Raw genomic sequence first — 23,904 nt, forward strand, 5'->3', positions numbered from 1 at the left:
CCCGCCCCCGGCCGAGGCCATCCGCATCGTCACCGGCGCCAGGGCTCCTGCAGCCCCGCCCCGTTGGCCGCCTACGAGATACCCCTGCATGCCCAAGGACGACTGGATCAGCGCCCGCGCCGTCCTGGGCATGGCACGCACACTGCTCACCGGCACGCACATCTACTCCAGCGACCGCATGGGCACGGTGATGGGCATGACGCTCATCCAGGTGGACCCGCGGTGCTGGAACCGAGCCCGCCTACTGCGGAAGACCGGGCCCTGACCCTCATGCGCGGCATCACCCAGCCCTCCACCGAGGAGCAACTGGACCCGCTTCTGCTCGGCTTCCTCTTCCTCGGCCAGGACCGGCTGCGGCTCTACCTTGCTTCCGACAGCTTGCCCGGGGTGACCGCGGCTGACGTGCGCCCCTCCGGTGCCGTCACTGCCCTCTTGGCAGCCTTGCCATCCCTGCTCACAGAAGACTCCCGCGTCACGCAGGATGTCGCGGATCCGCACGGCACCCGCCTGGCGGACGTCACCGACTGGTGACGTCCCTGGCCCTGTCGGGGCACAGCGCCCGTGCCGGAGGGGCGTTCGCCCCGGCCTACAACGGCAGGCACTACGGCCGCCATATTGAGCGCGTCGCCCTGCTCCCCGTGAGGCTTCTACTCGTCAGCGCCGTCGTGTGCATCGTGCCCCACTGCCCGGCGCCGGATCACCCGATCACAGTCGGACTCGCCGCGGCGGGCGTGCTGACCATCACCGTCGGCCGGTGACGGCTCCTACGCGTGCGCCCGAAAGCCGACGAGTCTCTCCGATCTGGGAAACTCACCGGCGCTCAGCCTGACATGCCACGCACGGCCGCCATCGCTCACCGCAGACGGCAAGGTGCAACGACCCGAACCCCGGCCCGATGCCCCCGCCGGAGTAATGGCATCCTCTTCCTTACTCGGAGGAAGAGGTGTCGACTCCGCTTAGTGCTCGACCAGCCGGTCTGACCTGCGCTGGCGCGACATCGCGCTCGGCAATGGCGCTACTCGATATGGCACTGGTTCCGGGACCTCACAAGGCACCCGTTTCGTTACCTTGTGAGGTACCTGTTGCGTTATCAGCTCCCACTCAGTGCTGCCGCCCTTCTGCAGCCCCTCGATATCGGCCACTTGGCCCCCACCTGAGTCAGCAGCTAGCGGTGATGTACCGAAACGGCCTCACTGCCAGGCGGCCCGGAGTACGCCGCGAGGCGGGGCTGCCCCAGACCCCGTCGAGCACCCGGCAGCACCGCCGACGACCGATCCGGTGGGGCCGGCGACAACTGGCGAGCCATCAACTACCTGACCAGACTGCGACCTGCCGCTGCGAGCACAGGTCGTGGACGACCTGGCCGTCGACAAGGCCCGAACCACAGCTGGCCCGCACGCAAGGCGGCGTGGGTCAGCGTTTGCACGCCTGGGTCAGCGAGGGCCAGCAGTTGGGCGAGCGTCTGACCTTGCATGGGGGAAGTCGGGTCAGGAGTTGGGTGCAGGGGCGTGAGGAGAGTTCACGACACGCAAACGGAAGGGAGCGTGCCGTGGCCAGTGGGGTCGAGGGCATCTTCAGAGGGCTGAACGCCGAGTGGACGCTCGTGTGTAGCGAGAGTACCTACGGGGTGCGCGTGGCCGGGTGGCTGGAGGGTGCCGAGGTGTTCGCCTCCGGCGAGGTGCCGGCCAGCCTGCCCGCCCTGCTGTCGGAGCTGGAGCTCCGCGACCGGTCCCAGGGGCGTGCGCACAGCGACCGATGGCTGTGGGCGCTGCTGGAGCAGGCGGCCGACCGCGGCGCGGACGCACAGCTCGCAGCGCGGGTCGTGGTGCAGGCGATGGCGCCCGGCGCGGTGCGGTTGACTCAGCGTCTGCGCGCGGGCCGGGACTTCGACGAGATCGGCCAGGTCGTACTGGCCTCCCTCTACCAGGTGGTGCGCACTTATCCGCTGCACCGCAGGCAGAAGGTCGCGGCGAACCTGCAGATGGAGACGCTCCATCTGGCCACCCGCGAGATCGCTGCGGACACCGGGGCCGGTGGCACCGCGCGCGTGGAGGATCTGGCTGATCTGGCTGCCGGTCACGATGTGACCGAGCACGTCTGGCAGGCGCTGGTGGCGGAGCAGGCAGTGGCCGCTGAGCTGGTGGAGCGGGCCGAGGACGCAGCCGGTGCACGCGGCGAGCTGGTCGAACTGCTCGTGTGGGGTGTGGAGACGGGCGTGCTGGACGGGGTGCGGGCGCAGGCGATCGCCCGCGATGTGCACGCTGATGGCCGGGGCGCGGCCGCGCAGGCAGGGGTGTCCGCTGTGACTTGGCGCAAGCGGCGGCAGCGTACGACGCATCAGCTGCGGGCGCTGGCCGAGCAGTGGGTGTGCGCGGCGTGACAGCGGCACGTGGAACGGGTCGCGCACACGATGCGCATCCCGCCCGGGACACACGTGGCGAAGCACACTGACCAGGTCCGGTGCCGTCGGGTATCCGCACGCTCCGCGAAGGCGTCAGACAGCGGGCTCGTGCGGCGGGCAGCTGGTTGTCGGTGCCTGGGCTTCTGCCTGTCGGGCACGCCGCTGCGAGCGTAGGCCGGTGCCTGGCCGGTCCGGGGCCGACCAGTCCGGCTCGGGCCCGGGGTCCTTCGTCGCTACCTTGGTCACCTGCAGCCCGGCGGCCCGGCCTCGGGTGTGCTGACTCGTATCGCACGTCAGCAGCCGGACATCGCGGCCGGCCAGGCCCTGGATGTCCATGGCCCGGTCGATGATCTCTTCGTCGGGGCGGTCCAGGCGCACGTGGCCGGGAGGATCGAGGACGATCTCCAGGGTGACCCTGCCGCGGGTCTCGCCGTCCTGGACGGTGTGCTCTCCGGCATGCAGGATCCCGTCCGTGCCGCCCTGGAGGACTCCGTCGAGAAGGCCGAGGGTGTGGGCGGAACGCCAGCGGGCGCGCTGCTTGCTGGCGTCCTTGAGGCCGTCCAGTTCGTCGACCACCACGATCGGGAACAGCAGGCGCACGAGTTCCTCGCGCGGCACATCGAGCACCTCGTGCAGGTCGACGTCGGCTAGCCGCACGGCGTTCTGGATGTAGAAGCTGGTGTCGGCGACGACGAAGACCTCCCGCCCGGACCACCGGCCGATCTGCGCATCCAGCGCGGCCACGGCCGCCTCGAAAGCCTCGATGCGCTCGGCCACCTCGAGTTGGACCAGACCGTTCACCAGACGCTCCTGAGCGGAGCCGGCCAGGATGCCGCAACTGGCCAGCAGGGCCTTGTACCGGGGAGTGAAGACGAGCCGGTCGAGGTCGCTGTCACTGACCTGGGAGCGCAGCATCCGTGCCGATTCGGTGGCCCACTCCAGATAGGTCAGCAACCCGTGGAAGGCGTTGCCGGAGGGCTGCTGCAGGTTCATCACCGTGGTGTGGACCCCGCTGAGGACCTGGCGAAGGGTCTTCCGGTCGGTGCCCCGGCGGGGTGTGATGAGCATGCGCTGATGATGTCAGCGCGGACCGCGGGTGCGCCTGGGGTTTCCGACGCTACCGGCCTCCAACTCCTCCTGCTGGCGGCTGCGATCCATACGATCGGCGGAGACTCGCGCACGCCAGCCGCTGGGCCCCCAGGCCCAGGCCTCCGCCGCTCCGCAGCCCGGTCCGAGCGCCGCCCGGCGCCTGCGCGCCTCGCAGGCCCGACGTCGAAACGGCGCCGCTCGCACCGACCGGCTGGTCATAGCCCGGCTCCGCGAGCGCGGTGTGCTCGGCGCCCCGGACCCGACTCCTTGAGCTGCCTAATCGACAAGGGCGTCCGCTGCTGCGAGGCGGCCTACTGCGTGGGAGGAAGCCACAGCAGGTCGATCGCGGCGGTGGTGCGGTAGGTCCAGCGTTTGCGGCCGGTGGAGAGGCCCAGTGCGTACACCTGGTGAGACCGTTTGCCCTTGTGAGGGTCTCCGGCGACGTACGTGGTGTCGTCAGTGACTTGGGGCTGTGCATCAGGATCTCCCTCAGGGAAACGCCAGCGTTCCTTGCCAGTGGCCGCTTCCAGGGCGAGCACGGCAGTCTCAAAGGCCCTTGAGGAGGGCACGAAGGCGTCGATGTAGACGCTGTCGCGGGTGGCGATCGCCGAGATGCCATCTTCCGCGGCGGTGCTGTGGCTCCGGTCGTAGCTCCAGCGCCGTTTGCCGGTGGCCGCGGCCAGGGCGTGCATCACCTGCTCGTCGAGGCACAGGTAGACAGTGTTGTCGTGGACGTGCACCGCGTACACCTGCTTCGGGTCCAGCCAGTAGTCCCAGCGTGGTTTGCCGGTGGAGGCATCGAGCTTGGAAAGGCGGCCGTCTCTGACGGCGTAGGCGGCATCGCCGGTGGCCTGCACTCTCACCTCGTTGTGGACATCAGGCACCTTCCAGCGCCGTGTGCCGGTGCGTGCATCCAGAGCGGTGAGCCCATCGTCGGGGTGGGTGATATAGAGGGTGCCGGAGCGCAGGGTGATCTCCGGTGGGCGCTCGCCACGCGGCACGGTGACGCGCCACTTCCTCGTGCCGGTGGCCGTGTTCAGAGCGTTGACGTGGCCTTGGGCGTCGCTGACGTAGACCGTCCCGCGCGCGCTGGTGATGTCCCGCCAGTCGCCTCCCCGGCTGGCATAGCGCCACTGTCTTCGCCCGGTGTTGGTACTGACGGCTTCCACGGCGTCGGCGGTGCCGACGTACAGCAGGTCCTCGGAGCCGGACCGGCGAGATTCGCTGCTCAGGATGAGCGCGTTGGCGGTGAGCAACGCGGCGATGACAAGGGCGATCCGGAACCGAACCGTCGCCGATGGCCAGAGACTCTTGCGCCTTCGGCCTTGTCTGCGGGGCTGGACCGGGACGCCGCGTTCCGGTGCCACGCCGGTGGTCTTCGATGGTGTGTCCCAGTCGTGCAGAGGTGGGTTGTTCGCCAGTTGTGTGCTGGTCACGGGGTTGTCTGGGTTGTCCAGCACGGTGGGGCCGGAGGAGGGCGCCAGGTTGTCGCGGGCGGCCTGGGTGAGCGTCTGGGTGAACACATTGACCTGGTGCGCCTTTTCCAGGGCACGGCTCATATCGGTCAAGAAAGCGTCCGGGGACCTTTCCGGGACGACAAGCGCGGAGCCTTCAGAGGCAGCCGGGGAGGCCGGCAGTGCTCGCAGCGCGCGCAGCTCCTGCTCCAGCTCCTCCACCCGGTCCTCGGCCGCCCGTGCCAGGTTCTGCGCTTCGTCGCGCTGCTCCTGGGCCCGGGCGAGTTCGCTCTCGGCGTGGTCAGCAGGCCGCCGAGGAGTCCAGCACCACGTCCCCTCCGTGACCGGTCAGGTGCAGCGCGAGGTTTTTGACCGGGGCCAGATAGGCTGCGTCCATGCCCCAGTTGGCCAGGGCGAAGACCGGCTCGTCGCCGATCGGCACGCTGGCAGGGAACCCGAACGGCAGCTCAGCAGGGCCGCCTTCGGCGATCGTGTGCCGCACGCGGGGGTGGGCGGCCACGCGGGCGGCGAAGGCGAGGTCCTCGGCGCTGGTGTAGCCGTCGCTGTAGGTCACGGCGTGCACTTGGCCGGCCTCGGCAGCCAGGAGCACGGCGGTGGAGGAGTCCAGGCCCCCTGACAAGTCGGCTCCTACCTTTCCGCCTGCCGCGCGCACGCGGTGGTAGACGGCATCGGCAAGGGCCTGCCCGAAACCGGCTGCGCCCTCGCGGAGTCCGGCGGCGGGTTCCGCGTCGGTGAGGTCGACGAGGTGCGGCGGCCTGCCGGGCGCGTACAGCGGCCCGTATCCGCCGGGTACCCGACGGACCTTCGCATACGGGGTGCGGTTGGGCCAGTGGTGAGTGCCCGTTGCGATCTGCGCGGCCAGCAGTGGCAGATCGGGAGTGAGCGGGCAGCCCAGCAGAGGGGCCCTGGTCGCCCATACCATCGGCTCGCCGCCGCGCAGTGTGTAGTAGAGCGGTCGGAGTCCGGCCAGGTCTCCGCACACGAACTGCCCTGCAGCGGTCCGGGCCAGCACCCAGTACGAGCCCGGCCACCGCGTCGGCTCCGCCCACCGTCCTGTTTTCGCCGCGGTGAGACCGCGGGCCAGATCCTGGTCACTGACCGGGCAGTCGCCCAGCACGAGGAGCCGGGCGCGGCCGTCGGTGATCTGCCGTGTCCGTCCGCCCTCGCTGTGCCGCACCTGGTCAAAGCCCTCGGCCAAAACGCCTGTGTGCTGTGCCCTGTTGCTGCTGGCCATCCACTGCGCCGTCATCTCGCCCCTCTCTGGGACCGTGCCGTGTCATGAGCGCGGGGCCCGGCATGCCGGGCCCCGCAATCGTCCTGGCCCGCGACGGTCACTCGAAGTACCACTCCTTGTCGGCGTCGTTCTCCTTCTGGCTGCCCAGGGTGAGCGCGGCAGCCGGGTGGGTGCTGGCCTGCGGTGCGAAGCCGTCGGTGCTCGGCGTGGTGACGGTGGGGTTCTGGTCGGTGGGCTGGGTGGGGAGGATGGTCTGCTCGGCCATGACCGGCCCTTCTTGTCAGGGGTGGAGGTGGGGTGGTGCTGCCTCTATGTCACCGCGAGACAAGATCTGTTCCCAGAGACGGAGTTGGGGACTTGCTGGGAGTGGATCTGGGAGGTAGCTGGGACACGCTTGGGATATCAGCCTGTCAGGAGGTCGAGCACGGCCCGGTGGTATGTGACGTACACCGTGGGCAGTTCGGCGAGGTGGGCGCGCTCGTCAATGCCGTGCAGTCCCTGGTACGGCACGCCGAAACCGGCTGTGGCCCCGATGCCCTCTTTGGCGAGCAGATTGCCGATGTTCGAGGGGCCCGCGGTCTTGGCCCTGACGGTGAGCCCGGCTTGCGCGGCGGCGCCGAGGAGGGCGGCGGCGGGCTGCTCGTCCTCGGCGAGGCGGAACGGCGGCCACGCGGCGACCGGGGTGATCTCGGTGGGTTTCGGGGCGGGCAGTTCGGCGTCGAGCTCAGCGGCGGCCTTGCGGATGAGGGTTTCGGCGTCGTGCCCGTCGAAGCCGGGTGTCGTCCGCATGTCGACGTTGATGTCGACCCGGTCGGGGGTGACCGAGAAGCCCTGTCCGCCGTGGAGGGCGGTGACCGTCAGCTTCGGCGGCAGTGGGAACCCCGAGCCGTCGTCCATGCCCGGCAGTTCGGCGGTGTCCAGGAGCCGCACGAGGTGGGCGGCGCGGGAGATCGCGCCGATAACGGTCTTGCTGGACCCGGAGTGCCCGGAGGGAGCATGCACGGCGATGGTGGCCCGCCACAGGCCCCGGCCGCCGACCACCACTTCATCCAGGCCCGGGTACCCGATCATCACCCCGGCGGGACGCGGCGCAGTGGGGTCGGTCAGGTAGGCGCGGGCGCCGCCGAAGCTGCCGGTGTGCTCATCCACGTCCAGGAGCACGGCGAGCCCGCCGCGCAGGCCGGCGGCGACCGGCGCGAGGTCGGCGGCGATGTGGCAGAACATGGCGGCGGCGAGCTTGGAGTCGGCCGCACCGCGGCCGCGCAGCCAGCCGTCCACGATGTCGCCGCAGGTCGGCGGGAATGTCCAGGCCCTCTCGTTACCGTAGGGGGCGGTGTCCACGCACGCGTCCAGTGTCCACCAGGGGCCGGGGCGCCCGCCGGGGATCTCCACCAGCAACCCCACCAGCGCGCCTGCCGCGTCCTGCAGGCGCCGGTGCGGCAGGCAGCGGTCAGCCAGCCAGTCCTCCAGCACGGCAAGAACGGGTCCGTAGTCGTCGACTCCTGCCCGGCTCGGCCGCCGGATCAGCTCGCTCGCCAGTTCGATCACGGATGCTGTGCGGGCCTGGGCGGCTTGCGACATGTCCTTGCTCACGTTTCTCCCCACCACGGTCAGTTGTGCCGCGCCGGCAGTGCGCGGACGGCCGCGATCGTTTCCACCGGTCGCGCGGACGCGCACGCCTCCCGCCCATGGTGGAGCAGCCCCACCGCCCCCTCGCGGCTGAGGAGAACGCCGCAGTCGAATCCCTCTGCCCCGTGAAAGGAGGGCAGCGGCACCACGGCGGCGCTCTCCGAAGCGACGAAGAACCGTTCCAGCGCCTCAGCCTGCTCCACTATCCCGATATGCAGCGTCTTGACGCCGTTGCGGCGCGCGCACGGATCGCGCAGTTCCAGCAGCCGCACCAGATGGTCGGCGAGCGCCCGGTGCCGCGGTGGGCCGTACAGCACCCGGTAGTGGACCAGATCCGGCTGCTGGGCCACGGCCGTCTCGATCGCCGCCAAGTACGCCTTCTCCCGTGACCGGGAGCCGGTCACGACCAGGTGCTCGCATGCCCCGGCCACGACGCCGACCATCGCCTCGATCAGGTCGGTCCAGCGGGTGAGGACCTTGACCACCACCGCTGTGCCGGATGTCTCCAGCACGCTGGTGGCCGCACCGTCCTGATGGGCGAACAGCACCTCCGAGCGCTCCCGGTACACCTGGCACAGCCCCGCCCGGTTCCGCTTGCCCGTACGGCGCCGACCAGACTCCCACGCACTCATCAGACTCGCGTCCGCTGCCCCGCCGGTGATCGCGTTCAGCGCGTCGGCGGCCTCCTCCAGCGTCATGTTCCGTGCATTCCGAGCCCGCCTGAGCGCCGAGTCCCCGCCTGTGGCCGCAGACACGGACACCACCCCTCCCCCGCCTACCGGCATGCACCCGCAGCCTTCCCTGCCCGGTGGCATTCCCCACTACGAAAGCCCCCCTGCCTCACCAGGCGGACCGACGGTCGGCAGGCATCACCATCGAGAGGGCGTCAGAGTTCGGGGGTGGTGCGGTGGGCGTCGGACGGGCTGGCCTGTCGCGCTGCCACCGTGCTGTGTGGGCGTGGTGTTACTTGAGCATGTGGGCTGCCTCCACCCGTTGGAGGTGGATGAGGACGTCGTGTGTCTTCGCGAGCTGGATCTGCGGGGCGTCTGCGATGCCGGGGTAGGTGGCGCCGATGTTCTTGACGGTGTGTGGTGCGGCGAGCCAGGTGCGGGCCGTTGGCGGGGTGTCGCGCAGGTCGAGGAGGAAGTCGCGGTAGCGCACGCGGTCGAGGGTGTGCTCGGCGGTGCCGGGCTCGGCCGGGCCCACGGCGAAGCGGTGGACGCCGCCGTCCTGGCCGAGGGCGTTGAAGGAGCCTTGGTCGAAGGTGAGGCCGACGCTCAGGTAGCCACGGCCCAGCTGTTTGCGGAGGAAGTCGCCCTGGACCTGCGGATGGCTGGTGGGGGCGTAAGTCTTGAGGGCGACGTGGCTGTTGTGGGCGCCGAGCATGATCTTGTTGCCGGTCTGGCGCTGCCACCAGGTGACGTTCTCGGCCATGACGCGGTCGCGGTAGCGCATGGCGTCGGGGATGGCCTGCGGGTCGTCCCAGTCGAAGGCGTACAGCGTGGTCATCTGGTGGATCGCGGTGGCGTGCTGGAGGGCCCAGGCGTATGCGTCGGCGCCTTTGCCGGGGCGCTGTTTGAGCAGGTCCACTGCCCGGCCGGTCCGCTCGGCGAGCTGCTTGCGTTCGGCCAGGGGCTTGGCCAGGTATGCGTTGACGTATGTGTCGGCGTCGGTGGTGGGCCGCAGGCCCCGGTACAGCTGAGTGAGCTGCGAGGTGAGTTCGGGGCGGGCCTTGGCGGCGTAGGCGCTCACCTTGTCGTACAGCTCGGCGCCGGCGAATCCGTTGTCGTCGCCGACGAAGCGGACGGGGTCCTTGGGGTGCTTGATGTTGTACGCGCGCATCCACTGGAGCAGGCCGCGGTATTCGGCGGTGTTCCAGAACCGGTAGGTGCCCTGGAACTCCTCGTCCATGATCTGCTTCAGGTCGCCCTCGCCGTGCGTGAGGTAGGCGTCGAGTCGCGCTCCGGTGCTCCAGGGGGCTTCGAGGGCGAAGGCCCTGAAGCCCTTCTCCTCGACCAGGTACCGCAGGATCCGGTGCTTGACGGTGAAGAACTCGTGCGAGCTGTGAGTGGCCTCGCCCAGGCCCACCACCCGGGCGTCGCCGACCATGGTGCCGAACGGGCGGAGGTCGGCCAGGCTGCCGCGGGGCTCGGTGGTGCGCAGCGGGTGGGCCACCCGGCCGAGGGCCGTCTCGGGAGAGCGGAACGCGGCGGCCGCGGCCTGCCCCGGCCCGGCGGGCGCGGCGGGCGCGGCGGCGGAGGGGGCCGGTACGGCGACGGGGGCCGACGGGGTGGTGGCGAAGGCGGCCGGGGCGAGGGCCAGGGTGGCACCGAGCGGGGCGAGGAGGACGGCGAGCAAGGCCTTGTGCGTGGTCATGGGCCTTACTCTCGCCGCGCGGGGGCGCGCCAGGCCATCCACTAGGCCCCCCGGCCGGTCCGGGAGTCAGCTACACCGTCGATGTGGGACTGAGGTCCTGGTCGCGGGGTGAACCTCGGGCGCAGCGGCGGCCCCGGCCGCTGTGAGGGCCCGCTGGGGCCGGGTGCGGGTGCGTGATGTGGCCGCGTTGCCGAAGCCGGCCGCGGTGTCCGCGCAAGGGTTTTCCTCGCCTGCGCATTGGGCCGACGCCGAGTTCCAGCACTGGTGGTGCGGATGTGTGTGGGACTGCTGCGACAAGGTGGAGTAGGTTCGGCAGCAGCACCGATCTCGGCAAGTGGCTCCGTGACCGCCCCTGCAGGTGGCCCCAGCTGCGGGACGGGCAGCGCCAGGTGCTGCTCGAGCTGCGGATAGGCCTGGCTATCGGCGACAGGGGGGTCACGAGCGCGGGCGCGGGCCGCGTACCGCGCGCTCCCGCACGGAACGGCTGATGGAAATCGTGGCCGCCGCCCGCCAGCACCTGGAAGAAGTCGGGTTGTTGGTGGGTGAGGAGGCCGACACCGCGACCGCGTCACCTACCAACCATGCGTCGTCGGCGTCCCCGTACGGCTAAGACGGCGGCTGAGCGGCGCTCGCGCACGCTATGACGCCTCCCCACCCGAACGTCAAGCCCTCTTCCACAGCCTTGGTCTCTCCTGGGCTGCTCCATCTGGCGGCAGGCGGGTGGAGTAGCGGGCCGGGCCCGGCGGCGGGCAATGAGCAGGCTTGGTCCCCGCAGGCGGTGGGGCTCGTTTCACGGGCGCTCATCCTTCATCGGTCAGGGCCTTCGTGAACAGCTCTTCGGAGTCCAGCGACCGATCGAACCATGGTTGTGAGTACCAACGGCTGTATCGGTTGAGGCCGGTCCGGCCGGATGGGAGTGGCCAGTTGTGGAGGCTTGGGCTCAACCTTGGTTTTACACAAGGGCCTTAGGTCCCTGTGTATCCCAAATTGCTGCAGAGTAAGGCGAGATGCCCCCTGATGATGTGAGCTCACTCACCTTGGCGCGATTTGAAACAGAATGATCTTAGGGATACCGTTCGTAACGCCCGCTCGGAGGTTCTGACCAAACCATCGAGGGCTCAACGTAAGAAGCAGGGGGAACCAGGCGAAGCCGAAAGGTTTCGCTGGCCGTTGGCTTCGCCGGGCTCCGCCCCTGCGCGCTATCACGCAAAGGGAAGTGTACGTGAACCGTATGCGTCTTCGGACCGCTTTCGTTTCCACCGTCTGTGCTGCCGCCGTGGGCATTTCCGGCATCGGCATCGCTAACGCCACCGCCCCTCAGGACGCCCGCCCGACGACCGCCGTGGACACGGGCAGTGCCACGGAGCAGCAGCTCGACGAGCTCGCTGGCTACCTTGAGGCGATATTCGACGGCAAGATCTACGACGCTGAGGGCAAGTTCGACTACGACAAGACCCGTGCCGAGTACGGCGCGGATCTCGCCGACGCCCTGGCCGATGAGTTCGCGGGCCTGAACAAGTCGGAATCGAAGCGCGTCAAGCGCAGCTACGCGTCCTGCGTCCTCAAGGGCGTTGGCCTGGGCGGCATTCTGGGTTCCAGCACCGCCATCGTGAATGCCATCAAGGGCAAGCACTGGAAGGAGGCGGCCAAGCTGATCACGAAAGAAGCCGCTAAGCGGGGCATCAAGATTGGCGTGAAGGGCGGCGTTGTCGGCCTCGCGTCCGCTCTGGGCGGCTATGCCGTCTGGTGTGCGATGCCGTGGGCGTAGCCTCCCTGATGGCCGTGGGCATAAGGGTGTAACCGCGTGAAAGCCGGGTGGGCGGGCTTATGCAGCCAATCCACCCTGCTCTCAGGGAACATCCCCTTGCACTACCAGGCGAAGATGCGCGAGGTATTCCTCGAACCGCTCGCGACCGGACTCCGAGAGCCGGACCTGGGTCACCGGCCGACGCCGCTCGCGCAGCTTCGCGATCTCCACCAGCTCATCCTTCTCCAGGATGCCCAGCTGCCGTGACAACTCGGCAGCAGAGAGGCCCAGCGCCTCGCGCAGATCAGCGAAAGTCACCTGCTGAACATGGCGCAGAGAGCCGAGAATCGCCAAGCGGACGGGTGAGTGCATCACCGTCACGAGGTGTGTGCGGGGGTGCTCGTTCGCCATGCTCAGCGCCTCCACCGCAGCACGAGGTAGAACAGCAGACCAGCGGTCGGCAATGCCGCCGCGGCCAGGGATCCCGCCAGAGGCGCCGGGCTGTCCCACAGAATCTTGGACCCCGGGGCACCGAGCATCACGGTGGCGAAGACGATCGAGGCGTTCTCCGCGGTGGTGTGAGGCCTGCGGCGGGTGGCGCTCAGGTGGAACCAGTACCACCCCATCATCAGCGCCACAGCCGCGATGAGAACCAGAACGCCCAGCGCCACCGGAGTGCTGTTCGCGCTGGTGACTGCCAGTCCGGACAGCAGAACGGCGGCAGAGGCCACCCCCAGTACGCGCTCGCCGATCCCGGCAGGCTTGTTCAGGTTAGGGGCTCCATCGATGACCCCCAACTGGCCGGCTGCATCGAGCTCTCGCTCCACGACTCATCCCTCCTGCGGAACGCTTCCTTTCAGTTGCAAGACTCGCATCTAGTTTCCAGAATGGCAACTAGATGGTGAGATCCGATTGCCGCCGATCGGTGTCCCGCCCAAGGCGGGGCGCCGGTCCCCGGTATCGATGCCATCAAAAGATCCCCGTGCCGCTCAACGGCACCCGCAGCACCCCCGGATAGGTCTGCGGCCGCACCATCGCCGCCTACGAGCTCACCGTCGCCCAGGCCGGCCATGAACTGCCCCACCCCGTGCTGCGCGCGTGCGACAGCTCCCCGGCCCAGCACTTCGCCTTCCAGGCCGGGCCATCCGCCAGCCCGGCACCGTCCTGCGGCCCACCGGTCGCGGCAACAACGCGGCCACGGTCATGACCGGTCATGGTGTGTGCTGCGCCCGGCCGTGCTGCTGCGCGGTCCCCGCGCAGCAGCACGGCCGGGCGGCGGATTACCGCTGTGGCCGTTTCCTTCGGCAGGATGGGCGCCATGACCGAGATCCGTACCCCCCGCCTCCTCCTGCGTCGCTGGCATGACGACGACCTCGTGCCGATGGCGGACATCAACGCGGACCCGCGGGTCATGCGCTGGATCGACGACGGCTCGGTACGCGACCTGGACCACACCGCAGAGGAAATCGAGCGGTGGGAGGAGGAGTGGGACGAGGAGGGCTTCGGGCTCTTCGCCGTCGAGTTGCTGGCCTCGGGTGAACTGGCAGGCTTCACGGGTCTGTCCGTGCCCGGGTTCCTGCCGGAAGTAGGGCCCGCCGTGGCCATCAGCTGGCGGCTCGGCTCACCGTTCTGGGGCCAGGGATACGCCTCCGAAGCCGCCCACGCCACGCTGGAGTTCGCGCTCCAGGACCGCGGCCTGGAGCGCATCATCAGTATCAGCCGGGTGGGTGACCACGCCTCCGAGAACATCATCCGCAAGCTCGGCATGGTGCCCGAGCGGGAGACAGCGCACCCGCAGTACGCCTATCCCCTGCAGGTTCACGCCATCGACCTCACCGAGTTCCAGGCATGAACCAGCCACACCACCGGCCACCACATGACAGCCGACCGCTGTTCATACGTCCCTGAGCTCGATGACCAGCGGTGGTGACCGCGGGCGTGGTGGCCGCGGTGGCCGCTGTCCCTCAGACGGAGTGCGGCCCCGCCCGCGGCGGGAGCAGGCGTTCGGCCAGGCGGCCTAGTGCTGCCGCCCAGGCCGGAGACCTCAGATCCCTCCGGCGAGGACGGCGAAGAAGATCACACCGGCGCTCCCGGTGAGCACTGCGGCCAGCGACTGATTCCGGTTGGAGCCGCTGGCCAGCCCCAGCAGGCCGAAGGTCACCGCGAGGACACCCGCCAATGGCCCTGCCCCAGCGGGAGTGAACGGGCGGGGCAGCCCAGCGGCCACAAGGCCCGGCCAGGGGGCTAAGGCACCCCCTTACGCCTAAGGCCCCGCCCCGCTGGAAGATGCGGAACCTTCCCGATGTGCCGGACCCGCCTGGGAAACGACAGTGGAGTCATCACCGAGAGCGAGACACCAGCACCGCAGGGGGACACGAAAATGTTCGACTACGAGATCCACCAGTTCCGCGCCGCCGAGCTCGCCCAGCAGGCCGCCCGCCACCGGCTCGTACGCGAAGCACGCAAGACCGCCGCCGCGCCGCGCCGCCGGGTGCTGGGCCGGGAAGGAGCCGAGGCCCGCCTGACGGCCCAGCGCACCACGGCCGCCGACCGCTACACCCGCGCCGCCTGACCTGGGGCGAGCGCCATCGGTCGGTAGCGGCCGCGAGACCGCGTGGCTCCGTACCGGTGCACGGTCTCGTTGGCCACCCGCCGGATCTCGCGCAGGGCGGTACGGCCCGGTTCCGTCACCACTTGATGGTGCCGCCTCACCGGCGAAACCATCCCCAACTGGCACGGCCCCCGGGCCGGGACCACACGCGCGTCACGGGTGCACGCGTCCGGTCAGTGCGTGTCGGCGTCAGTCACAAGCTGGTGGCGCAGCAGGGTGGTGCGGCCGTCGAAGGAGCGGGTGCCGGTCAGTTCCAGGGCTGTGCGCTGTGGGGCGGCGGGGAAGGCCGGCCGTCCTGCTCCCAGGAGCAGCGGGTGGATGACGACGTGGTATTCGTCGATCACTCGGTGTTCGGTGAGGTGGGCGGCGAGGTCGCTGCCGCCGAAGAGCACGAGGTCTGTGCCTGCGTCCTTGAGGGCGGTGATCTGTTGGGCGGGGTCCTCGGAGATGATGCGCGTGTTGAAGTCGGCCGACGTCAGGGTGCGGGAGACCACGACCTTGGGGGCCTGGCGCCAGACGGGGGCGAAGGCGAGGTCGTGCGGGTCTTGTGAGTACTGTTCCGCGTTCGGCCAGAACCCGGCCATCAGTTCCCAGACCTTGCGGCCGTAGAGGAACACCGTTCCCTCAGGGGTCAGTTGCTGGGAGTACGCGGAGAGCTCCGGGCCCATCGCGGGCCAGTCGAACTCGCCGTTCGGCCCTTCGATGTAGCCGTCGAGGGACTGGTGTACGAGGTAGGTGAGCTTCCCCATGGGAGTGATCGTTCCTTTCGCGGTGGATACCCGGGCAGGGGTGTGTTGCGGGCAGAGCCGTATCGGCTGTGCGCCGACCGGTGTCGGGCTGCGTGCGGGTGTGGGTTGTCGTCGCCGTGCTCATGGCTCGGCTGTGGGACGGGCGCGGTTGGCCTGCGTGGGTGGAGAAGCCGGGGCAGGGCCTCCGTGTGGGGTCGGGGCTGCGCGGCCTGAGGAACGCTATGGTGCGTTCACTCAATGGTCAATCGGGTTGGCCTTATGCGGGGTTGTTTATGCAGCTGATGTGGGCTTTATCGTTGCAATGGGTGTGCAGATGAACGCAAGCGGTGCGCTGCTCTTTTGCAATGGCCGGCAGGCGGGCGCACACGGCGGTTCCCCACGAGGAGTACGACGCGGCCAGGAGCGGCCGGTGATGCGCAACGGCGTGCCCGCCGCGGCGCGCCCGTCCTCGCGGCGGCTCGCGGGATGGTGGGCGCGCTTGCCTCGCCGGACGCGCGGCGGTTCCCGGGGCGGTTGGCCGCGGGTCCTGGTCGGCTCCGGGCTGCCCGCGTGCCGGCCGGTGTCTTCGCCCTGCCCCTGCTCCACCGGCAGTGGAAGTCTCGCGGCCGTGGAACGCGTAGAGCGCCTGCGGGGCAGCCCGATGTGCTCTCGCCGGTGAGGTGGCGGGCCGAGGAACGCGCGCGAGTTCCAGCAGGTTCTGGCCCTCACCCGGCAGCGGTCTGCGGCCGTGGGCGCGGACCGGCTCCAGGTCACCGGCTGCTCTCGCTCGTGCTGCGGATGTGGGCCGACGCCGACGTGCAGGAGGTGCACACGGTGCTGGAGATCGGCACCGGGACCGGCTACTCCACCGCGCCGGCCTGCCAGCGCCTCGGCTCTGATGGCCTCACCTCGATCGAGGTGTGGACCGCCGCCGTCCTCAGACAGCTGCGGGAGCGCGTCGAGCACGTCCTGGACGCCTACGGGGCGGCCGGCCGGGGCCTGAGGGCCGGTGCTTTCGAACGCCAGCACCACCGCGGAGCGTCCTCATCGTCCACGGTGACGATCAGCCGCAGCCGAACTCCTCGCCCCCGGCCCATACCGGCACCGTACGGCCGACACCATGTCATCAGCACCGGCAGCTCATCCGTCCTCCTCGTAGAGCCACGGCGTAAACCAGACGCGTGATGACCGGGGTACGGCAAGCAGGAGAATCATCAGGATTCCCAGCCCCAGAGTCATGAACCCGAAGAAGATGCCGCAGAACCTGGCACCACGATTCCCCTGCCACAGCCCCCAGGCTATCGAGCCCGGCAGGGCCGTGAGCAGGGCGAACAGGAGCCACTGCGGCGCACCTTGTATGAGTGCGACGAGTACGATCGCCAGCGGCGCGACGGCCAGGACCCCCCAGATCACGACCGCCCACATGACCGGCGTCGGTGGTTTGCGCGTCTTTGCTGAAGTCACTTCGCGGAGCGTAGAGGCAGTGGGCCGGGAGGGGTCCCGAAGCGGCTTCCTCACACCGGACTTGAACCAATCAAGCCGACCCGGCCCGGCTCGTTCTTGGTCCACCGCAGCCGGATCTGCTCGTAGCCGCCTCGCGTCATCCGGTATCTCCCGGTCACCGGGTAGGTCACAGCTCAAGCCGGGGAACCCAACGCCCTACGGACCGGTCCACGGCTGCCTCCACGCCCGCAGGTGCACGGCCTCCGCGAGCCGCCCGACGGCGCCGTAGGCCGTGGTGCCGTGCCCCGGCCCGCGGGTGTGGTGCCCGGCCCGGCCGGGCTCCTGCTTGTTCCTGGCCGGTCAGGCCGCGGGCGGGATGTTGTGGTTGACGCGGAAGAGGTTGTGCCGGTCGTAGCGGCGCTTGAGTGTCGTGAGGCGTTCGTAGTCGCGTGGTCGGTAGGCGCGGCGTACCCGGGTGGCGGTCTTGTCGTGGTCGGTGAGGAAGTTGGGCTGGGTGTGCCCGGTCAGGGAGGGGCCGAGGAGGTCGAAGACCTGCTGCTGGCCGGCCTCGAGGGCGGCGTCCTTGCCCGGATCCGGGGCCACGTCCGCGACGAACAGGTTGAACGCGGCGTCGCGCGGTCCGACCGCGTTGGGGTGCTTGGGGGCACGCGCGAGCGCACCGCCGAGGTGGCGGATCTCGACGACCATCGGGGGCCGGTCGGCGTCGGGGCCCGCGGCGCGCAGCAGGCGCCCGAGCGTCGCGTCGTCCAGTGCCCGCAGCGCACCGGCGCGCTCGCGCGTGCGGATCGGGCCCGCCGGATCGGCGTAGATCTTCGCGAGGTCGGTGTAGGGCATCTCGGCCACGCTGTCCTGGGCGGGGCCGAGGGCGCGCAGCGGGCGCAGCAGTTTCTCGCCCTCGGCCGCGTCGCCGGTGAAGGCGACGCGCAGCTTGGCGAGGGTCTTGCCGCGCAGGGGCTCGGGGAAGGCCGGGCTGTCGGCCGGGACGTTCACGATCACCAGTGAGGTCGTCATGCGTTCGGTGAGGGTGCGGGTGAACTTCTGGTAGGCCTTGAGGAGTTCGGGTACGCCGCCGGTGAACAGCATGTTTCCGCCGTACAGGCGGGTGAGGGGGAAGAGCGCCGTCTCGATCTCGGTGATCACGCCGAAGTTGGACTTGCCGCCGCGCACGGCCCAGAACAGGTCGGCGTCGTGGTGCGGGGTGAGCCTGCGTCGGCGTCCCTTGGCGTCGACCAGGTCGACGCGGGTGACGTGGTCGGCCGCGAAGCCGACGGTGCGTCCGATCACCGGGAGGCCGCCGCCGCTGGTGTATCCGGTGACGCTGACGTCCACGGCCGAGCCGCTGGCGGGTGCCAGGCCGTGGGCGGCCGCCGCGTCGATGAGTTCGGAGAAGACCACGCCGGGGCTCACTGCGGCGGTGCGCTGGGCGGTGTCGATGCGGATGCGCTTGAGCCGGCGGGTGTTGATGAGCAGTCCGCCGTGTGCCGAGCGGGCGATGCCGTGGCCGGTGGCCTGCACGGCGATCGGCACGCGGTGGTGGGAGGCGATGCGTACGGCGGTGGCGATGTCATCGGCGTGGCACGGTACGACGATCGCCGCCGGGTGGTGGTCGATGACCCGGTGGTAGGCGGCGCGTTCCGCGTCGTAGGCCGCGTCCCCGCGGACCAGTACCCGGTCGTCGGGCAGGGCGCGGCGCAGCTGTGCGTCCAGAGCGTGCTCGCCCCGGGTCGCGGTCGTGCTGTCCTGGGCGGACGCCGGGCCGGCGGCCACCGCACCGGCGGCGACGGCGAGGGCGCCGGCCCCCGCGGCCTTGAGCGCGGTGCGGCGGCCGGGCTGCTGCTGTGACACCTGGTGCTTCCTTGTCTCTCGTGAACTCTCGTGCCGTACGGATACGGCGACGCCGGGGCGTCACGGAGAAAGCTGGCATCTGGTGATCAACAGCGGTTCAACGGTGGATAAGCGGGCCGGGGTGCGGCTTGTGCGGCTGCGTGGGGTGGTCTGGGGCCTTTCAGTCTCAGGCCGCGAGGGCTATCGGCCGGGGCGGCTGCGGTGCGGCCGGGGCTGGCGTCCAGGGGCGGTCGGCAGCGTCGTCGAGGCCTGGGCCGGCCGCCCTGTCAGGGGTCTGCGTTACAGGTGCGGGGTGCGCGTCTGGATGTGGTGGTCGAAGGCGGCGCCGCCGACGCCGACCGTGGTCAGTCCGCCGTCGACGGTGAGGACGGCGCCGTTGACGTAGGAGGCGCCGGGTGACAGCAGCCAGTCGATCACCTCGGCGACCTCCTGCGGGGCGCCCGGCCGTTGGGCGGGGGTCAGCAGGGTTGCCTCCTCGTACGCCGCTTCGGTGCCGCCCTCCAGGCCTGCCTCCGCTGCGAACCGGGCCATCCGCTGGTCGGCCATCTCGGTGCGCACCCAGCCCGGGCACACGGTGTTGGCCCGCAGGCCCTGGGGCCCGTAGTCGACGGCCAGGGAGCTGCAGAGGTGGAGCAGGGCCGCCTTGGACGTCGCGTAGGCGGCGTTGCCGGCGCTGTTGCGCAGGGCTGCGACCGAGGCGACGGCCACCACCGCGCCGCGGGCGGCCAGCAGATGCGGCAGTGCGGCGCGCAGCAGCAGGAACGGGCCGGTGAGGTTGGTCCGCATCAGCGCGTCCCAGTCCTCGACCGTGGTGTCGCCGACCGCGCCGCCCCGTCCGATGCCGGCGTTGAGCACCACACCGTCGAGTCTCCCGTAGGCCGTCACCGTCGTCTCGACGAGCTCGCGCACGGCCTCGGGGTCACCGGCGTCGGAGGGGTGGGCCAGCGCTCCGGTCTCCTTGGCCACCCGGTGCAGTGGCTCGGGCCGCCGCCCGGAGATCACGACCTGGTGCCCGGCCGCGCACAGCAGCCGGGCGGTGGCGGCCCCGATTCCCGTTCCCCCGCCCGTCACCAGGACAACACGCTGTTCCGCCATGGTCGTTCGCCTCCGAAGATCGGCTTCCGGTTCCCCGCACGCCGAGCATACGAAGGGGCGGTGCTGCCGGGGCGGCCGGGTGCGGCTGTCTCGGCGGCGCGGCGGCTGGCGTTGGGCGGGGTGGGCGGTAGTCGTGTGCGCCGTGTACGTGTCCTCATCGCGGCTTGCTCCGGCCAGCCGGGCTGGCCTGGCCTGGCCGGAGGAGGCCGTGAAGTGCCCGGTGTCGGCCTGTTGTTCGGGAGTGCCGCGTTTCATGGGCGACGTACGCCATCCCGCCAGGACCCGCCCGGCCGGAGCGAGGAGGCGTTCCTGGAGACGGTCGCCGCGCTCGGGGTGCTGTTGTCCTGCGGCGTCGACGCCGGGCTCGACGAGCCGGGCGGGCGGTGCTGGGCCGGCACCGCATCGCGCTGTGTCCCCTTAGGCTGAATCGCTCCGGGATCCGGCCGGGGACATCACGAGGGAAGAGGCGTTCATGGGGGAACTGGACGGCCGCACCGCGCTGGTGACGGGCGGATCGCGCGGGATCGGGCGCGCGGTCGCTCTGCGGCTGGCCGCCGAGGGGGCGCTGGTCGCGGTCCACTACGGCGGCAACGACGCGGCCGCTGCCAAGACCGTGGCGCAGATCGCCGAGAGGGGCGGCCGGGCGTTCGCGGTGCAGGCCCGGTTCGGTGACAGCGGCGCGGTGGACCGGCTGTTCGACGGGTTCGCTGCCGGGCTCGCCGGTCACGGTGCGGACGGCCTGGACATCCTGGTCAACAACGCGGGCCTTCACTCGGTCAGTTCGATCGAGCAGCTGACCGAGGAGGAGTTCGAGCGGCTGCTGGCCATCAACGTGAGCACGCCCGTCTTCGTGGTCCAGCGGGCGCTGCCGCTGCTGCGGGACGGCGGGCGGATCGTCAACGTGGGCTCGGCGTCCACCCGGATCGCCGACCCCCACCAGATCGGCTACACCGTCACCAAGGCGGCGCTGGCCGCCCTTGGCCCCTCGCTCGCCAACGAACTGGGCCGACGCGGGATCACCGTGAACACGGTCGAACCCGGGGTGGTGCTGACCGACATGATCGCCCACTACGCCGAGGTTCCCGAGGCGGTGGCCGCACTTGAGTCGATCACCGCGCTCGGACGGATCGGCGAGCCGGAGGACGTCGCGGACGTGGTGGGCTTCCTGGCGGGGCCGCGGGGGCGCTGGGTGACCGGCCAGAGCATCGACGTCTCCGGCGGCACCTACCTCGGGCCGATCGCGCCCCGGTGACCTGGCGCGGGCGCGTACCGGGGCCGGGACGCCGGCCCGGGCCGCCTCAGCGCAGTGCGGTGCCGGTCCTCCCGGCGCCTGGGCGGCCGAACGGACCGGCACTCGGCTTCAGCCACCTGCTCAGAGCACCCTCACGGCCGGGCACTTGCGCGCGTGGAAGCAGCTGCGGACCGCTCTGCTCGCGCCCTGCCTGAGGTGCGGCCGGACGGGCGCGCCGGGCGTGGCTCCGGTGCCCGCCGTGGTTCGGCCGGTCTGGCGGTCTGCTGGCTGGTCCTCGCCGGTCCGCGGGGCGCGCAGGTGGGTGTGCTGTGGGGCAGTTGGCGAGGATGCCCAGGGCTGGCCCGGGGGCGGGGTGGCCCCGGGGGGGGGCGCGGTGGCCCCGTGCGGGGGCGGGAGCCCGCGGTCGCTGCGGGTGCCGGGGCTGCCCGGCGCGGTCGCGTCGTCACGCGCTTCGGCTCCTGCTGCGCGGCCTCGCAGGCGGTGCGCAGGCCCCCCGGGGTCGGTCAGGACGGGCGGGCCAACGGGCCAACGGGCCAACGGGCCAACGGGCCAACGGGCATGAGGATTGGCCTGCCGGGCTCCCCGTCAACGACGCGCGTCGGGGCGCCCTCCCTCCCAGGCGCTGACGGTTGAGAGGAAGCCGCAATATCATTCATTCGGGTGATTATTTGCTAAAACCCCCAGCTCTGCCTATACAGGGTGGATCCTGCAACTGCGGCGTGATTCTCACTGACCACGACAAGAGGGGAAGGACCCTTCATGCGTGCACTCAACCGAATCAGCAGGGCGACTCTGGCCATCGGCGCGGCCGCCGCGCTGGTCACGGGCCTGTCCACCAGCAACGCCCAGGCCGCCACCGGCACGTTCTTCTACACGCGGGCGGACAACGGGCACGAGACGACCCTCAACGTCCCCACGCCCAATGGCACATGCATCGCCGTCAGCGGTGGCGCACGCGATGCGCACAACGACACCGACACCGACGCCACCATGTACACGAACAGCACCTGCACGGTGTTCGCCGGGTTCGTCGGCTCCCGGAACTTCGAGACGTTCTCGGCGCCCTTCCCGACCTTCGTGAAGTTCGGCTAGCCCAGTTCCCCTGCCGGGGGCGGCGCCGGGTCGTGTACCGACGATCAGCCCGCCGCCGCCCCCGGCACCGGCGGCCGCACTCCGGCCGGACGCGCTTCGCCCATCGGCCCCTGGCAGCGCGTCGTCGCCGATGCCGGCCCCGCGGGCCGTCTCCGCGCGTGCCCCGACGAGGCGGCAGGAGAGCAGGGCGCCCCCGCGTCACGTCGGGCGGATGCGGGCGCGGATCGAACAGGTGCAATAATCGTCACTATGACGATAACGATCGAGGATGTGCGCACCGCGGTGCACGAGATGTCCGCAAAGCTCTACGGCGGGCGCACGTACGACCTGGTCGGGTTCACCATCCGCGACGGCTCCTACCCCTGGATCGAAGTCCACGACGGGGTCATCCACTGGACCCTGATGGAGCGCGGCGTGAGATGCGGCCCCACCACCACCGAGGACCTTCACGAGGCCATGCACTGGGTCGCCCTCGACGCCACCGGATCCATGGCCATGCGCTGGGAGCTGGGCCAGCGGGACCGGTGGCCCGAGGACCGCGACACGCGGATCGGCTGGAACGCCAAGCAGGTCGCCCTCCTGCGTCTCCTCGATGACCAGTGGGCCGAGGAGTTCCGGGCGGACATCCCCGTGCGATGCCCGGGAGTCCGGCTCCAGGACGTGGACGCCCACCCCCTCGCCGAATGGGCCGCGGTCAAAACCGCCGACGAGTCCTTCCTCGCCCGGCGCTGGCGCACCCTGCGCGACAAGCTGCGCGAACCGTACTGATTCTCCGCGCCCCCGGCCTTGCCCGCACCACCGTCGGCCGCGTGAGGCGTGCGACGACGGCTGTGAGGTGCCTTCCCGTCCCGGTGGGGCGCAACTCACGGTTTGTGGGTCACCCAGAGCAGTTCCGCCGGCCAGCGGCGGGCCCAGTCGGGCGGGTCGGTTTCGTTGTAGCCGTTGGGTGTTCCGGGTTCGGGCCGCGGCTCGATGAGGTCGTCGATGACGAGACCCGCGCCGCGCAGGACCCTGACCCAGTCGCCGTAGGTGAGTTGACAGCTGGTCGCGCCGTCGCCTTCGGCGATGGTGTTCAGCCCGAAGTGGTCCTGCTGCAGCGTCGTGGTCACGCGGCTGGCGGCTTCGTCGTAGCAGGCTTCGAACCACGCACTGGCGACGTTGAACACCAGGCGTCCGCCCCGGCCCAGGACGCGTGCGGCCTGCGGGACGGCCAGGTGCGGGGGCGCCCAGCTGAGCCCGCCGAAGTCGCAGAACACCAGGTCGAAGCTGTCGGCGGCGAAGGGGAGCTGCTCGGCGGCGCCCTGCACCAGCGGGTAGCGGGCCGCTCCCCTCGCGCGGGCCGCTGCGGCGAGCTGGGCTTCGGACAGGTCGAGCCCGACCACGGTGGCGCCCTCGGCGGCGAGCGCCCTGGACCACTGGCCGGCGCCGCAGCCCAGCCCGGCCTCCCCTCCTCTGCCCCCGGAGCTGAGCCAGGCCGCCCGGGCTCGCGGGGCAACAGCAAGACCGTGCAGGGGGCGCGCTGCCGGCCCTGCGCACAGCCGCTCCGCACCCCTGGCACCGGCTGACGCTGGAGCAGGCCCGCCCTCGCGCTCGCAGCCCACGCGGGAGAAGCTCCTCGCGCCCGCGCCCGGCAGCGGCGCGCTCCGGGCCACCGGGGCCAGGGCCCACCTGGCCCCCGGTCTTCCGCGCCCGATCGGGGCACGCCCGCAGGCATAACGCTGCGACCACCGGCCACGCGACAGCCGACGCACTGGACCGACACCGCCCCGGAAACGGTCACCCATCACCCGCCTCAACTAGCCGCATCCGCCTGCTGGTTGTAGGATTTTCCAACGATTGCAGATCAGTACAATGATGAGGGGCAGG

23 protein-coding genes and 1 pseudogene are annotated in these 23,904 nt (G+C 70.7%); 10 read left to right on the forward strand and 14 right to left on the reverse strand.

Going from position 1 to position 23,904, the window contains the following annotated elements:
- Positions 1-88 precede the first annotated feature (88 nt).
- The 4 genes from AC5WAM_RS00175 (at position 89) to AC5WAM_RS00190 (ending at position 2,380) form a co-directional block, all read left to right on the forward strand.
- Positions 89-265 (forward strand): hypothetical protein, encoded by a 177-nt coding sequence (locus AC5WAM_RS00175; RefSeq protein ID WP_495521040.1) that lies wholly within the window; start codon positions 89-91, stop codon positions 263-265.
- Between the two features lie 5 nt (positions 266-270).
- The gene (locus AC5WAM_RS00180) at positions 271-531 is read left to right on the forward strand and encodes a hypothetical protein (protein WP_495521041.1); all 261 of its coding nucleotides are present in this window, start codon (positions 271-273) and stop codon (positions 529-531) included.
- A complete protein-coding gene (locus AC5WAM_RS00185) occupies positions 528-758 on the forward strand; it encodes a hypothetical protein (RefSeq protein ID WP_495521042.1) in 231 nt (76 codons plus the stop codon). Before AC5WAM_RS00180 ends, AC5WAM_RS00185 begins: the two co-directional genes overlap by 4 nt.
- Positions 759-1,549: 791 nt before the next feature.
- Positions 1,550-2,380 (forward strand): hypothetical protein, encoded by an 831-nt coding sequence (locus tag AC5WAM_RS00190; protein ID WP_495521043.1) that lies wholly within the window; start codon positions 1,550-1,552, stop codon positions 2,378-2,380.
- Between the two features lie 114 nt (positions 2,381-2,494).
- On the opposite strand, the gene AC5WAM_RS00195 is transcribed toward AC5WAM_RS00190, so the two are convergent.
- The 7 genes from AC5WAM_RS00195 to AC5WAM_RS00225 form a co-directional block, all read right to left on the reverse strand.
- A complete protein-coding gene (locus AC5WAM_RS00195) occupies positions 2,495-3,469 on the reverse strand; it encodes a PIN domain-containing protein (protein ID WP_495521044.1) in 975 nt (324 codons plus the stop codon).
- A gap of 332 nt (positions 3,470-3,801) precedes the next feature.
- Positions 3,802-5,166: an outer membrane protein assembly factor BamB family protein gene (locus AC5WAM_RS00200; protein WP_495521045.1), complete on the reverse strand. Its 1,365-nt coding sequence runs from the start codon at positions 5,164-5,166 to the stop codon at positions 3,802-3,804.
- Between the two features lie 79 nt (positions 5,167-5,245).
- Positions 5,246-6,199, reverse strand: coding sequence for an asparagine synthase-related protein (locus tag AC5WAM_RS00205; RefSeq protein ID WP_495521046.1), 954 nt, complete (start codon positions 6,197-6,199; stop codon positions 5,246-5,248).
- Positions 6,200-6,296: 97 nt separating this feature from the next.
- The gene (locus tag AC5WAM_RS00210) at positions 6,297-6,464 is read right to left on the reverse strand and encodes a hypothetical protein (RefSeq protein ID WP_495521047.1); all 168 of its coding nucleotides are present in this window, start codon (positions 6,462-6,464) and stop codon (positions 6,297-6,299) included.
- A 137-nt stretch (positions 6,465-6,601) separates the two neighbouring features.
- Positions 6,602-7,780: a M20 family metallopeptidase gene (locus tag AC5WAM_RS00215; RefSeq protein ID WP_495523769.1), complete on the reverse strand. Its 1,179-nt coding sequence runs from the start codon at positions 7,778-7,780 to the stop codon at positions 6,602-6,604.
- A gap of 29 nt (positions 7,781-7,809) precedes the next feature.
- On the reverse strand, positions 7,810-8,526 hold the full coding sequence (locus AC5WAM_RS00220) for an XRE family transcriptional regulator (RefSeq protein WP_495521048.1): 717 nt from the start codon (positions 8,524-8,526) through the stop codon (positions 7,810-7,812).
- A gap of 265 nt (positions 8,527-8,791) precedes the next feature.
- A complete protein-coding gene (locus AC5WAM_RS00225; RefSeq protein ID WP_495521049.1) occupies positions 8,792-10,204 on the reverse strand; it encodes an erythromycin esterase family protein in 1,413 nt (470 codons plus the stop codon).
- Positions 10,205-11,426: 1,222 nt separating this feature from the next.
- Between AC5WAM_RS00225 and AC5WAM_RS00230 the strand changes: the two genes are divergently transcribed.
- A complete protein-coding gene (locus tag AC5WAM_RS00230) occupies positions 11,427-11,972 on the forward strand; it encodes a hypothetical protein (RefSeq protein ID WP_172384740.1) in 546 nt (181 codons plus the stop codon).
- A gap of 81 nt (positions 11,973-12,053) precedes the next feature.
- Here AC5WAM_RS00230 and AC5WAM_RS00235 read toward each other — a convergent pair whose 3' ends face one another.
- Together AC5WAM_RS00235 and AC5WAM_RS00240 are read right to left on the reverse strand one after the other, a co-directional pair.
- A complete protein-coding gene (locus tag AC5WAM_RS00235; RefSeq protein ID WP_495521050.1) occupies positions 12,054-12,362 on the reverse strand; it encodes a transcriptional regulator in 309 nt (102 codons plus the stop codon).
- A 2-nt stretch (positions 12,363-12,364) separates the two neighbouring features.
- Entirely contained in the window at positions 12,365-12,778 is a 414-nt protein-coding gene (locus AC5WAM_RS00240; RefSeq protein WP_495521051.1) for a hypothetical protein, read from the reverse strand.
- Positions 12,779-13,269: 491 nt separating this feature from the next.
- Between AC5WAM_RS00240 and AC5WAM_RS00245 the strand changes: the two genes are divergently transcribed.
- Positions 13,270-13,803 (forward strand): GNAT family N-acetyltransferase, encoded by a 534-nt coding sequence (locus tag AC5WAM_RS00245; RefSeq protein WP_495521052.1) that lies wholly within the window; start codon positions 13,270-13,272, stop codon positions 13,801-13,803.
- Positions 13,804-14,331: 528 nt separating this feature from the next.
- Complete coding sequence (locus AC5WAM_RS00250) at positions 14,332-14,523, forward strand: hypothetical protein (RefSeq protein WP_495521053.1); 192 nt, start codon at positions 14,332-14,334, stop codon at positions 14,521-14,523.
- A 212-nt stretch (positions 14,524-14,735) separates the two neighbouring features.
- On the opposite strand, the gene AC5WAM_RS00255 is transcribed toward AC5WAM_RS00250, so the two are convergent.
- The 4 genes from AC5WAM_RS00255 to AC5WAM_RS00270 form a co-directional block, all read right to left on the reverse strand.
- Positions 14,736-15,311, reverse strand: a complete 576-nt coding sequence (locus AC5WAM_RS00255) for a dihydrofolate reductase family protein (RefSeq protein WP_495521054.1) — start codon at positions 15,309-15,311, stop codon at positions 14,736-14,738.
- Positions 15,312-16,430: 1,119 nt separating this feature from the next.
- On the reverse strand, positions 16,431-16,754 hold the full coding sequence (locus AC5WAM_RS00260) for a hypothetical protein (protein ID WP_495521055.1): 324 nt from the start codon (positions 16,752-16,754) through the stop codon (positions 16,431-16,433).
- 339 nt (positions 16,755-17,093) lie between these two features.
- Entirely contained in the window at positions 17,094-18,599 is a 1,506-nt protein-coding gene (locus AC5WAM_RS00265) for an FAD-binding oxidoreductase (RefSeq protein WP_495521056.1), read from the reverse strand.
- Between the two features lie 279 nt (positions 18,600-18,878).
- Entirely contained in the window at positions 18,879-19,694 is an 816-nt protein-coding gene (locus AC5WAM_RS00270; protein WP_495521057.1) for an SDR family NAD(P)-dependent oxidoreductase, read from the reverse strand.
- A gap of 472 nt (positions 19,695-20,166) precedes the next feature.
- Here AC5WAM_RS00270 and AC5WAM_RS00275 point away from each other — a divergent pair, with 472 nt between their 5' ends.
- The 3 genes from AC5WAM_RS00275 to AC5WAM_RS00285 all read left to right on the forward strand — a co-directional run bounded on the left by AC5WAM_RS00275 (position 20,167) and on the right by AC5WAM_RS00285 (position 22,806).
- Positions 20,167-20,946, forward strand: a complete 780-nt coding sequence (locus AC5WAM_RS00275) for an SDR family NAD(P)-dependent oxidoreductase (protein ID WP_495521058.1) — start codon at positions 20,167-20,169, stop codon at positions 20,944-20,946.
- A 759-nt stretch (positions 20,947-21,705) separates the two neighbouring features.
- On the forward strand, positions 21,706-22,038 hold the full coding sequence (locus AC5WAM_RS00280) for a hypothetical protein (RefSeq protein WP_366795574.1): 333 nt from the start codon (positions 21,706-21,708) through the stop codon (positions 22,036-22,038).
- Between the two features lie 249 nt (positions 22,039-22,287).
- Positions 22,288-22,806 (forward strand): Imm63 family immunity protein, encoded by a 519-nt coding sequence (locus AC5WAM_RS00285; protein ID WP_495521059.1) that lies wholly within the window; start codon positions 22,288-22,290, stop codon positions 22,804-22,806.
- Between the two features lie 95 nt (positions 22,807-22,901).
- Here the strand turns inward: AC5WAM_RS00285 and AC5WAM_RS00290 are convergent.
- Positions 22,902-23,477, reverse strand: a pseudogene (locus tag AC5WAM_RS00290) (class I SAM-dependent methyltransferase); the annotation flags it as partial.
- Positions 23,478-23,904: the final 427 nt, after the last annotated feature.

This window comes from Streptomyces sp. JLYT201, from assembly GCF_059448825.1.

What these genes read in the sequence shown, in the direction of transcription:
- AC5WAM_RS00195 (WP_495521044.1), bottom strand. Translation starts at nt 3,469, where the DNA reads ATGCTCATCACACCCCGCCGGGGCACCGACCGGAAGACCCTTCGCCAG.
- AC5WAM_RS00220 (WP_495521048.1), bottom strand. Translation starts at nt 8,526, where the DNA reads ATGACGCTGGAGGAGGCCGCCGACGCGCTGAACGCGATCACCGGCGGG.
- AC5WAM_RS00180 (WP_495521041.1), top strand. Translation starts at nt 271, where the DNA reads ATGCGCGGCATCACCCAGCCCTCCACCGAGGAGCAACTGGACCCGCTT.
- AC5WAM_RS00275 (WP_495521058.1), top strand. Translation starts at nt 20,167, where the DNA reads ATGGGGGAACTGGACGGCCGCACCGCGCTGGTGACGGGCGGATCGCGC.
- AC5WAM_RS00255 (WP_495521054.1), bottom strand. Translation starts at nt 15,311, where the DNA reads ATGGGGAAGCTCACCTACCTCGTACACCAGTCCCTCGACGGCTACATC.
- AC5WAM_RS00205 (WP_495521046.1), bottom strand. Translation starts at nt 6,199, where the DNA reads ATGGCCAGCAGCAACAGGGCACAGCACACAGGCGTTTTGGCCGAGGGC.
- AC5WAM_RS00280 (WP_366795574.1), top strand. Translation starts at nt 21,706, where the DNA reads ATGCGTGCACTCAACCGAATCAGCAGGGCGACTCTGGCCATCGGCGCG.
- AC5WAM_RS00215 (WP_495523769.1), bottom strand. Translation starts at nt 7,780, where the DNA reads ATGTCGCAAGCCGCCCAGGCCCGCACAGCATCCGTGATCGAACTGGCG.
- AC5WAM_RS00285 (WP_495521059.1), top strand. Translation starts at nt 22,288, where the DNA reads ATGACGATAACGATCGAGGATGTGCGCACCGCGGTGCACGAGATGTCC.
- AC5WAM_RS00235 (WP_495521050.1), bottom strand. Translation starts at nt 12,362, where the DNA reads ATGGCGAACGAGCACCCCCGCACACACCTCGTGACGGTGATGCACTCA.
- AC5WAM_RS00175 (WP_495521040.1), top strand. Translation starts at nt 89, where the DNA reads ATGCCCAAGGACGACTGGATCAGCGCCCGCGCCGTCCTGGGCATGGCA.
- AC5WAM_RS00210 (WP_495521047.1), bottom strand. Translation starts at nt 6,464, where the DNA reads ATGGCCGAGCAGACCATCCTCCCCACCCAGCCCACCGACCAGAACCCC.
- AC5WAM_RS00270 (WP_495521057.1), bottom strand. Translation starts at nt 19,694, where the DNA reads ATGGCGGAACAGCGTGTTGTCCTGGTGACGGGCGGGGGAACGGGAATC.
- AC5WAM_RS00245 (WP_495521052.1), top strand. Translation starts at nt 13,270, where the DNA reads ATGACCGAGATCCGTACCCCCCGCCTCCTCCTGCGTCGCTGGCATGAC.
- AC5WAM_RS00225 (WP_495521049.1), bottom strand. Translation starts at nt 10,204, where the DNA reads ATGACCACGCACAAGGCCTTGCTCGCCGTCCTCCTCGCCCCGCTCGGT.
- AC5WAM_RS00250 (WP_495521053.1), top strand. Translation starts at nt 14,332, where the DNA reads ATGTTCGACTACGAGATCCACCAGTTCCGCGCCGCCGAGCTCGCCCAG.